Source organism: Oleiphilus sp. HI0079 (genome assembly GCF_001635105.1).
In genome coordinates this window covers 1-10172 of sequence record NZ_LWFT01000561.1, presented here as the reverse complement: position 1 = coordinate 10172, position 10172 = coordinate 1, and the positions used below count along the sequence as shown (strand labels likewise).

Here is a 10172-nt window from a genome sequence, read left to right as displayed (position 1 = left end):
AAGGCGAACGGCTTGAAGCGCTTTGTTTTTGCTCACACCGTCTTTCCAGAGGCTCCATGCAAGCACCGCCTCGCCAGAGCTGGAAACAGACACATCAAGAACAGCGTCGTCCTTAGAAAAATCGAGAGGCATCCTGGTGTCTCCACCGACGTTTGGATCGTCATCATACACAGCTTCGGTCACGAGACCCTCAACTGAGGTCAGAGAAAAGTAATCTCCCTCGAGGGGCAAGACAAACAAACGAACGCGCTCTTTTTCTAGGCCAATACCGTACGGCGAACCTAGAGCCCCAGCAGCGCTTCTTACCGATTCTCTAAACGCAATAAGGACATTGTCTTCAGGGTCTGAACCAGCCGATTGATGTGAGATCAAAGATCCCGCTTCGCTAACAATCAACCTTGCCTCATTCACATCGATAGAAAAATTATGAACTTGATTCGAGTCAAAACGAACACGCCAAATCGTTACTGCACTTCCGTTTAAAATAGACCCGAAGCTAATGTAGTCCTCTCCTAGATAGGTCCAGACCAGATCGCCATTTTCTAAAGCAACCAGCTCAGGTGCCAAACGAGCATCCCAACCATCGGTGACTGCGGCAATCTCTGAAATCGTCAATGTCGAGTCAACCGATAACAATGCAGGTGGCAAACTATCTCGCTGGTAACTCAAGGCGAATTCGTCATTCGCTTCATTACTTAAAGCAACGACTGCCGGGTTCTTGAAAAAATATTCCGCGCTGGCGGTATTGCCCCCAGCAATGACACCGACAACGAGATTGTTGCCATCTAAATCAAAGCGAGCTGCATGTACTCGAGAGACATTATATGAATCAATGATTGCATCTTGCCCCCAAACCACCAAGCCTCGCCCAATCAGACCGTCCTCATTAACTTGTACAGCCAACGATATAGAGTTGACCTCTCCAGCACCGATTTTCATATCGGAGGTCGCTAAGATACAAAACTCTTCAGCCGTGGAGCCATCCGCTTTTTGAATGTAAACACACACAGGAGTGTTAGTATCGTTATTATCAATCGCAACAATGTTTATGCGATCACCATTGATCACTGCTGACGTTGATGCAATTTTTGATACTTTTTGAGTCACGTTATTGCTTACCAATGCCTTTACAGCACCGCCTGATATTTTCTCTGAGAGCTGTGCGTTCCAATCGCCGCCACCGGCATCTGAATAATCAAAATAAACTAGTGAGTCATTACCAGAGTTATCAATAAAGACCGAAGCGTTATACCCCAGAGGAATGGTAGAGAGATCCTCCGTATTGCCTGCGATGCTTGAAGAGCTCCATGCTCCGCCAAGCTCGCCAATGGTTAAATAATTGCTCGCACCACCATTTACATTGAGCGCCGCTACAACAGCCTGTCCGCTTCCATTTACATCAGTATCTACTGCAAGTAAACCTTGATCGCCCACCATACTTAGATCCGTTATTACTCCTAGCCCGCGACAAACAAGGTTAAGCGTTGATACGTCCACCGTACCCGCGACACCCGAGTCGGTGTCGAGATCGCAGATCGCTTTTGGTTGATCCGCAAAAGCCAAAGGGATTTCTATCGCGATCATAAAATCGCTGCCAAAGGCGACGCTTTGGTTAAATGCGAAGCTAGTATCGCCTCCGTTCACCAAAATACTTTCGGCTCCGTTATTGAGGTTAAGCGTGAGCTGCCCTTGCGTTAGCCCACGCACCGAACCGGATACCGTCAGGGGCGTATCAGAACACGTCAACACAAGCGACACATCTGCTGTGCTAATTGTGCCACTGGCGCTGTCCAAAGAGCAGATTTGTCCAACCGGCTGCTGTGTAACAGAAATGGTAAAAGCCGCACCACTCTGCAACTGAGCCGAAAAATCAAAGCTTGAATCGCTAGAAGCAGGTGTGCGCGTGATATTGGTCGAGCCGCTAGACAAGGTTAACTCTAAGCCTGAAGCAGTAAGACCATTGATCACCCCTGCGACTGAATAGCTTGCTGGTGTCCCGCCTGGCGTGCTGCCGCCGCCACCTTGATTACCCGAACTGACTGAAGCTCCTCCGCCTCCACCGCCGCAAGCAGCGACAAGCACTGCAAGAGATAGTAAAGACGCATACTGCGCCAGAGCTCTTATCGTATTCATGTTCAGACCTATTTTCTCAGCGATTGACAACAACACACCTGCGGTTTCGAGACGCGGCAAATCGCAGTGCATTCAATCCCCTAATTATCCTCCTGTTTACATAAGATAAACATCAAAACTTTGTAAACTGCATCGAAGACGGGGACTGACTCAAAACTTAGTGAGTTATCCTGTGCTTGTAATGGAACAAAGCACGGTAAAGATTTGGAATGAGACTTAAGCTGAGTTGAACGCATCAACGACGCGCTCGACTCAAAAGCAGGCAGATCAAAGGAGCATTAACTTAGCGCACTCAATCAAAGATTTTCAACGTCGTACTCATTAGCCGTAGAGTTCTAACCAAACTACCACTCCCCCGTATTCTCCATACTCGCCCATGGCTCTTGCGCTGGCAGGGCATCACCTTTTTGAAGCAGCTCCACACTGATACCATCGGGGGATCGAATGAACGCCATATGCCCATCACGTGGCGGTCGATTAATCGTCACGCCCATAGCTTGAAGGTGCGCGCAGAGAGCGTAAATGTCGTCAACACGGTATGCAAGATGGCCAAAATTTCGACCACCCGAGTAGTCTTCTGGATCCCAGTTATACGTCAGTTCTAACTCAGGCGCCTTCTCTGAGCGCGCACGATCCTCATCATCACGTGCAGCAAGATAAATGAGCGTAAAACGGCCTCTCTCACTTTCATAACGCTTGGTTTCGACGAGACCAAGGCCATCGCAATAAAACCTTAGCGATGCATCAACATCGCGAACACGAACCATAGTATGAAGATATTGCATTGCGTCTCCTATCAAGACTGTTTGGAGCGATTCAAAGTAGTGCTTTGATGCTAAGGTCTCAGCATGGCGACTGAACGCGATGCGTATTACCTAAATGAAGCGAAAGTCCGCCTTACTCTGAGCGAATGGGCTTTTGATCTCATCGCGTCTCTCTCGTCATTTGTGATTGGACATGATGCCGTATAGACTCAAGAGAACTGCGCAAAAGCATCAAAGGACTGTGCCTGAGATCATGCAAAGAATAAAGAACCGACATAGAGAAGTAAAACGGTTCACGAACTGGAGAGTACTTACTCCTGTCTACCTAACTTTATTAGCACTATTAGCACTTTTCGCTTTCTCGAATCTTGCACAAGCTGAGAATCAGCTCGCAAGCAAGCCTATAAACGTAAGCATTGCGTTTTCGGATGGAGATCCGCCGACCTCATGGTCAAAGGATGGTATCGCAGCACAAGGATTGTTGCCCGAGCTCGCTTCCGCAGTATTCAATCGCATTGACAACATTCAATTGGATGCGGCTCCCCTGGCCTAGAGCCAAGCTAATGGCGAAGAAGGCAACAGTAGATGGCCTATTAACCTACCCTTCAAAATCGCGCCAAGAATACCTACTTTTTAGCGAACGACCCACGTATGTCATGGACTACAGCTACGTGATATACAACAAAAATAATCCCAGAAGCGCAGAGCTAGCGCGTCTTCCAAGCTTTAGAGCGCTTGGGGACTTCATCATGGCAACAGAGGGGCCAGACGTAGCCGATTCGTGGGAGGAAGTGAATCTGCCGATCGACGCATTCCCGCGCTTTTACGTCAATAAAGCAATACAGATGTTTCATTTAGTGTTGCGCCGCAACAGCGCAGATTACTTCATTCGAAACCTCGAAGAAGCAAAATATATCGCCCGCTCCTTAGGTTACAGTGAGCAACTCGGATACACGAAAGTCACATTCAAGACGCAGAATGTTGTTCCCTTTCACCTAGGTATTCAGAGATCCCATCCAAAATCGCAGTACATCATCCAGCAGATCAATGCCGTGCAACGCTCTCAAGAATTTGAGCAAGAGGCTATGCAAATCATCAAACGCTATCAGTAATCTAAGGCCTTGCCGCGTTTTGTTGTCGGAAAGCGACACAGCGCAGCCTTAAGGTATGGTGGTGCAAGGAGGGCGTGAGGGGTGCTCGGGGGCTTAACAGAAGCCCCCGCAAAAAGAACTACTGCAACTTGTAGTAGGTTGGCACTAACTTAGACAAAGCGTCAAGGGATGCCTCTTTCGCAAAAACAGGGCTATCTGTTGATTTATCGGGAAAGAAGCCAAGTAAAATCTCGATCGTGCCACCCTCTGCAAAACGGCTCATCCAATCCCCCTCTACAATGCCAATCGTACTTCCTTCCATACGATCTAGCGGGATAATCTCGCTACCGTTAATGCGCACACCAACGCCCTCAAGGTTCGCATCGATATCTGACGAGCTGTCTATGACGAGTTGGTCCGACTTCAATATCAAACGAATCTGCGAAAGGTAATCACCATCTCCCATCTGCAAAGTCGGTGTACTCAATACCAAATCCTCGCCCTGCTCAAAGCTTTGACGCAAAGTCCAGATATCGACAGTAACCGGCAAATCTTTGCGGCTCACATCAAGCGCATTCTCTAGCGATCTTTGGCCTGTCGTCTCTTCGGCTTTCACTGGAACTGGCGCGATCTCTTTTTCAGCTGCAGATGTTGATTGGGGACGTGGCTCGGCCGAGGCTGCTTCCGGCTCCGCTGCGGAAACCGCAACTGGGTTCAACTCGCTAGACGCACTATCCGCCGAATTCGTGACCATTTCAGATTGATTGCTTTGCCCGCTAGCTTCGCTCGCGGCAAGTGCAGAACCGGCCGCCTTCAGCGCAGCCTCCTCAGACGCGACTTGTTCCGTTTGCGCCTTGGAAGATGTGACCGAATCATCGACACCAGAGCGGTCTAGGTCAGCATCCTCTGAAACCGCCTCTTCCGCGGCTGAGTCTTGAGCCGAGACTTCTTGGTCAGCGACTTCTTGACCAGTGATTTGTTGATCAGAACCAGCTGCATTAGGGCCTGATGTAGCGGAACTCTGGCTTGGTTCCTCTACCAAGGCTTCGGCATCCGGCGTGCTTGCGCAGCCTACAGAAAGGCTCAGAGCAGCGACTAACGCGCTCGATGTCGCGACTTTCATCAGTTTCATTAATATGTCCTCGCACTATCATGCTTCGTTGTTTTTGTATTTGATATTTCTCGGTGTATACCAACAGTGTAGACACAGCCTAAAAAATAGCCGGACAGAATCAGTAGAAAAAGGTAAACGGATGTAATAATGCATAGCATCCGAGCGATCTGGCCCAACAGCTTCACCATCCAGCACTTAACAATACACCTTGATCGGTTCTTTGATGCCTGCTCCACGAGAAAAGTTGATCAACCTGTCCAGAAGGAAACCGTTCAACTCCTGTCCACGAGACAGAACGACGCTGCCACTCAAAGCACACACGTCTTCCTCGAGAATCATGCCAATTTTAAGCTCAGTGACTTTGACCTCTCGCACTGTTTTCGTGTCCTGAATAGGTCGATAACTATCTAACGCAGAGAGTAAGTCGAGATCTTGCTCATTAGTGAAGTGTGTTTTGGCCGCTTTGATTGCCTCTTGAATCGACAGCTGCTTGTGTAGCTTAGTCGTTTCAATCCAGGTAGCTAGACGCAACAAACGCGCTCCGAGCTGCACGCGTTCAGGCAGACTTTCGATATCGGCATCTGTTCCAAACTGCGATTCAATCATCAGGGCGACGCGCCCAAGACGAGGTATCCGCTCGAGAAGTTGCGCGCCTTGTTCCGGAATCGCTTTGAGCATCTGCTTGTCTTGCTCACTAAGATTCACTGAATTAAATGCTCGCTTTAACGCATCTTCAGGCAGAGACAACGCACCTAACTGACAAAGCATGGCCGCGATATCGTACTCCCAACGGTTTGCCAGCTTTTTCTCGTTCACAACATGCATGGCTAAACGACGAATGAAAAAAGCCGTTCTAAACGCTTCCGGTGCCGCGATATTCAAAATATCTGCAAGTACTTTGATTGTGCCTTTCAGAGTATTCTCTAACAGGTCTTTCTCGGCACGGCGCAAACGATACAAATGCGAGGCTTCTTGCAGAGCGTCGACGAGGTCTTCTGTTTCGCAAGGTTTCATCAAGAAGCGAAAAATATTTCCTTGGTTAATCGCCTTCATCGCAGATTCGAGATCCGCATGCCCCGTTAAAAGAATGCGCGTTGTATTCGGATGCTGCTCTCTAGAACGCCTTAATAGCTCTGCCCCATCCATTTCAGGCATACGCATATCCGACATCAATACTTCAAACACATCGTCTTCCATTAGCGCCAACGCGGCGGCTCCAGACTCCGCCGTAGTGACATCAAAGTATTCGTATAAATTACGCTCTAGCCCTTGCAGGACATGCGGCTCGTCATCCACACAAAGAATTTTTGGCAGCTCTTCATCCATAAGCGTTACTTAAGCCTCAAGTTATCGTTCTTTCAAACGTTGTGCCTGTTCTTTCCAATCCGGCAGTTTTTCACTTAAATCAAACCGTTCGATCAATTCAGGAAGCACATCAATGCCCCGCGCTAGTTGTCGCGCCATATGAATAATGACAGGCAAAACACTGGAAGAGCTGATACTGCGTTCATACAGCCGACCGGTCAGCACCGCATTGAATATTTCCGCTGAAAAGCCCCACATAAGGAGTAAGTAAGCGCCAACTTGAGCGTCCGCTAGGCCGAACAGTTCTAACTCGATTTCCTCGATTTCTTTTTCCGTCGCATAACTGATTCGACCCACATATTCTTGCGCCTTATCCGGAAAAGCCTGTATCAAGGCTCCCTGCCCAAGATCACTGAGCAACCCTGCAAGCTGGGCGTCTGCAACCATGCTTTGATCAATATCTGCCGCGATTAGAGCGGCCATTTTACTGATCATAAAACTTTCTTTGGTAATCTTTTCAATATCGAGCAGCGGCGAGCTAGACGCGGTAGAGTAGGTTTCAGCAAACAGGACAAACTCTTTCACCATCTCGGCCCCAAGCCGAACGACGGCCACGTGCACGTCGCTGGTTTCTCCGCCCCGAGAAAACAAAGCCGAATTGGTTACCTGCAGCACCTTCGTCGCGAGTGCTGCGTCCTCTTCGATCACCGCCGCAATATTTTCTAAATCTGCGTTGTTTTGAATAAGCGATTGAATTTGTGCATACACTCTTGGCGGGCTAGGTAGGGAACGGATGCCGCAAATCAAACGTCGCATCTCGCTATTCGGCAAAGAGTTCAACGCGTTCTCAATTAAGCTCAATACATTGATCAATTCGTCTGGGTCAAAAGGCTTATCTAGCCAACGGTGGGAAATAAAGCTGCTGCGCAACGCAGCAGACTGATCGGCCTGGCCCGAGAGCACAACGCGAACTGTATCAGGATATTTTTCTTCAATTTTACCGAGCAGTTTCTCCCCATCCATGCCCGGCATGCGCATGTCCGATACAATGACGTCGAAGGGCTCCTCTTCAAAACACTCAAGGGCGTCCTCTCCAGAGTTCGCCGTCTCGATATCCCAGTCACTGTCGAACAGCGCTCGCTGAATGCCATCAAGAATATTTTGCTCATCATCAACGAACAAAATTCGCATCATAACAAGCGTCTCTCACTTTCAATTTCCTGCAAGACCTCCGCTAGATATGCCGCATCACAGGGCTTATCTAGCCATCGGTGAGCAAGCTCTGCATCGTCTAGTTGCAAGCTTTGATCCGCATAGCCAGACAAAATGACACGTGTGATACTCGGGTCTAAAGCACGTACTTCTTTGAGCAAGCGATCGCCCTTCATAGCAGGCATAGACATATCGGTGACGATCACATCGTAATGGCCTTGCTCGATTTTAATCAGCGCTTCTGGGCCACTCAAAGCAGAGTCAATCGACCAGCTCGTATCTCGCAAGTTACGCTGTATCGCATTAATAATGAGTCGATCATCATCGACAAAAAGTATATTCATAGTCCCAATCCCATGCTTAACTTAATCCGCCGCTTAAGCCGGTTTCTCTGCATCAAGCGACGCTTCAGGTTGTGATACTTTTAGAGGAACGAAGACAGAGAAACACGATCCCTCTCCCATAGTAGATTCGAGCTCCAAACGGCCCTTATGTTTTTCAACTATGACCGAGTAGGCAATATTGAGCCCCTGCCCTGTTCCCTTACCCACCGCTTTTGTGGTGAAAAACGGCTCAAAAACCCTCTCTTGAATTTCTTTTGGAATGCCACAGCCATTGTCGCGGACATCGATGCGTAGAAACTCTGCTTCGATCTTCGCAATCACATCAATTTGCCCAAGGTCGCTGCTCTGCTCAGCCTTGAGTCGATCCTCAATCGCGTGCGCTGCATTCACCACCAAGTTCAAAATCACTTGATTGAACTCATCCAAAATCAGCTGAACAGGTGGAATATCCGGTTCAATATCGAGTTTTAAATGCGCCAAATATTTCCACTCATTTCGGCAAATAGTCGTCGTCGACTCAAGCGCCTCTTTGACATCTGCGGCACTAAAATTTCCCTCACTCGCATGCGAAAACGACTTCATGGCACGAACAATCGTGCTCACCCGCCCCAAACCCTCGAGTGACTGATCAATCGACTTGGGAATCTCTTGAGTAATAAAGCTAAACTTCGCCTTCTTGAGCATCTTTTCCAGGTCTTCAACTTGCTGTTTGCTGTTTTCGTCACAGCAGCCCGACACAATCTGGCGATACATCTCAACGGCTTGAAGGACGTGTCCGGACGCTTTTTTCATAAAACTCATGTTGTCAGACACATATTGAATAGGCGTATTGATCTCGTGCGCAATTCCCGCGGCCAATTGTCCAATAGATTCGAGCTTCTGGGCTTGGCGTAACTGCTGCTCCATAATCATGCGAGCGGTGATATCTCGGATCATTGCGACATAATGCAGGCTTTCATTAAAAAACAGACGCGAAAACACAACCTCATAGTAATTTGTGCCTGCGTCGCTATAAGTCGAAAACTGCAGAGTGAGCCCACTCGCGCCCCTCTCGAGATCGGAGTGCTCCCAGTCTTCAAGCGCCGCAAATGATCCAAGTTCTGGAATCAGATCAAGAATATTCTTCGTCTCAATCGGGCTATGTTCGGCGCCAAATAAACGCTGCGCAGACACATTGTAGGTATCGACATCACCCTGCTCGTTAAGTACCAGCAAAGCGTCAGCAAGAGAGCTAATAACGGCATTTTCACGCTGCATCAGACTTGCCGATTTTCGGCGTTCACTATCAAGCCGAGTGCCCAGTAGAACACCCACCAGCGAGGCGCCAAGAAATAGTGCGATCTCGGTGATCATGTTCCACGAGATGACCTCATGCGGCTGGCTCGACAACACATAGGCATTTTCCGGCTGCACGTAAAACTCAGACGCCACCATCGCAACATAATGCATAGCAGACACGGCAGCACCGATAAACACGGCAGACAGAAAACGCACTCGTATCGAACTTTCTTTATCGGCTTTTGTGGCATGGGTATAAATGGCAACCACTGCAAGTAGATGGGCGACAACAATTGAAAATACAAACATCAATGGATCGTAACGAAAGCCGCCCTGTGAGAGGTGCATCGCCTCCATACCGATGTAATGCATCAAACCAATGCCAGCCGCCATTGCCAGCCCACCCATCTGCACCGCAACCACGTCAAAGCGTTTTTTAGCAAGAATAGAAATGGCAACATAGCTACCGAGTAACGCAGGCACAATGGAAAGCAAGGTCTGCCCTAGATCAAAATGTACCGGTGTTTCCAAGTGAAAGGCATGCATGCCGGTGAAGTGCATCGCCCAAACACCACAACCCATGACGACTGCAGCAACATACATCCAAATGTCTTCGTGCCGCCCCAGCTCTTTGCGCCAACTTCGCTCCACAATCGTCAGCATCGACATCGCCGCCATCACCGCAAACAGCACAGACCAAACAACCAGAGACACATCGTATGAGCCTGCAATCGGCTCAAATACGTCTTGATTCAATTCTGAAAATCGCCAAAATTCCATCATGTCGTTACCAAGGAAGATCAAAGCGAATATAGTCAAGAATTAAGATATTTCTTGGTTAAAAAACACGCTACACTGAAACGAACGGGATTCAGGCACTTCGGCTTACAGTTTCTGGCGAGAGCAGAGGCATTTTGCTCAGAGCGTGCTA

9 protein-coding genes are annotated in these 10172 nt (G+C 48.6%); 2 read left to right on the top strand and 7 right to left on the bottom strand.

Annotation, left to right across the window (positions count from 1 at the left end):
• Together A3750_RS09150 and A3750_RS09145 are read right to left on the bottom strand one after the other, a co-directional pair.
• Nucleotides 1-2205: hypothetical protein (locus A3750_RS09150; protein ID WP_197474973.1), on the bottom strand; the 2205-nt coding region annotated here is incomplete at its 3' end.
• A gap of 272 nt (nucleotides 2206-2477) precedes the next feature.
• Nucleotides 2478-2918 carry a VOC family protein gene (locus A3750_RS09145; RefSeq protein ID WP_068458151.1) on the bottom strand — a complete coding sequence of 147 codons (441 nt, stop codon included), beginning with the start codon at nucleotides 2916-2918 and terminating at the stop codon, nucleotides 2478-2480.
• A 63-nt stretch (nucleotides 2919-2981) separates the two neighbouring features.
• Here A3750_RS09145 and A3750_RS27110 point away from each other — a divergent pair, with 63 nt between their 5' ends.
• Together A3750_RS27110 and A3750_RS09135 are read left to right on the top strand one after the other, a co-directional pair.
• Nucleotides 2982-3104 (top strand): hypothetical protein, encoded by a 123-nt coding sequence (locus tag A3750_RS27110; RefSeq protein WP_255374874.1) that lies wholly within the window; start codon nucleotides 2982-2984, stop codon nucleotides 3102-3104.
• A gap of 356 nt (nucleotides 3105-3460) precedes the next feature.
• Nucleotides 3461-4009 carry a hypothetical protein gene (locus A3750_RS09135; RefSeq protein ID WP_068458147.1) on the top strand — a complete coding sequence of 183 codons (549 nt, stop codon included), beginning with the start codon at nucleotides 3461-3463 and terminating at the stop codon, nucleotides 4007-4009.
• A 118-nt stretch (nucleotides 4010-4127) separates the two neighbouring features.
• Here the strand turns inward: A3750_RS09135 and A3750_RS09130 are convergent, their stop codons facing one another.
• The 5 genes from A3750_RS09130 to A3750_RS09110 all read right to left on the bottom strand — a co-directional run bounded on the left by A3750_RS09130 (nucleotide 4128) and on the right by A3750_RS09110 (nucleotide 10024).
• Nucleotides 4128-5120: a hypothetical protein gene (locus A3750_RS09130; protein ID WP_068458143.1), complete on the bottom strand. Its 993-nt coding sequence runs from the start codon at nucleotides 5118-5120 to the stop codon at nucleotides 4128-4130.
• A gap of 177 nt (nucleotides 5121-5297) precedes the next feature.
• Nucleotides 5298-6428: a response regulator gene (locus A3750_RS09125; protein WP_068458142.1), complete on the bottom strand. Its 1131-nt coding sequence runs from the start codon at nucleotides 6426-6428 to the stop codon at nucleotides 5298-5300.
• A 21-nt stretch (nucleotides 6429-6449) separates the two neighbouring features.
• A complete protein-coding gene (locus A3750_RS09120) occupies nucleotides 6450-7601 on the bottom strand; it encodes an HDOD domain-containing protein (RefSeq protein WP_068458139.1) in 1152 nt (383 codons plus the stop codon).
• The gene (locus tag A3750_RS09115) at nucleotides 7598-7963 is read right to left on the bottom strand and encodes a response regulator (protein ID WP_068458138.1); all 366 of its coding nucleotides are present in this window, start codon (nucleotides 7961-7963) and stop codon (nucleotides 7598-7600) included. The genes A3750_RS09120 and A3750_RS09115 overlap by 4 nt, the downstream gene beginning before the upstream one ends.
• Nucleotides 7964-7996: 33 nt before the next feature.
• Entirely contained in the window at nucleotides 7997-10024 is a 2028-nt protein-coding gene (locus A3750_RS09110) for an MHYT domain-containing protein (protein WP_068458136.1), read from the bottom strand.
• Nucleotides 10025-10172: the final 148 nt, after the last annotated feature.

What these genes read in the sequence shown, in the direction of transcription:
- A3750_RS09145 (WP_068458151.1), bottom strand. Translation starts at nt 2,918, where the DNA reads ATGCAATATCTTCATACTATGGTTCGTGTTCGCGATGTTGATGCATCG.
- A3750_RS27110 (WP_255374874.1), top strand. Translation starts at nt 2,982, where the DNA reads ATGGCGACTGAACGCGATGCGTATTACCTAAATGAAGCGAAAGTCCGC.
- A3750_RS09135 (WP_068458147.1), top strand. Translation starts at nt 3,461, where the DNA reads ATGGCGAAGAAGGCAACAGTAGATGGCCTATTAACCTACCCTTCAAAA.
- A3750_RS09130 (WP_068458143.1), bottom strand. Translation starts at nt 5,120, where the DNA reads ATGAAACTGATGAAAGTCGCGACATCGAGCGCGTTAGTCGCTGCTCTG.
- A3750_RS09125 (WP_068458142.1), bottom strand. Translation starts at nt 6,428, where the DNA reads ATGGATGAAGAGCTGCCAAAAATTCTTTGTGTGGATGACGAGCCGCAT.
- A3750_RS09120 (WP_068458139.1), bottom strand. Translation starts at nt 7,601, where the DNA reads ATGATGCGAATTTTGTTCGTTGATGATGAGCAAAATATTCTTGATGGC.
- A3750_RS09115 (WP_068458138.1), bottom strand. Translation starts at nt 7,963, where the DNA reads ATGAATATACTTTTTGTCGATGATGATCGACTCATTATTAATGCGATA.
- A3750_RS09110 (WP_068458136.1), bottom strand. Translation starts at nt 10,024, where the DNA reads ATGATGGAATTTTGGCGATTTTCAGAATTGAATCAAGACGTATTTGAG.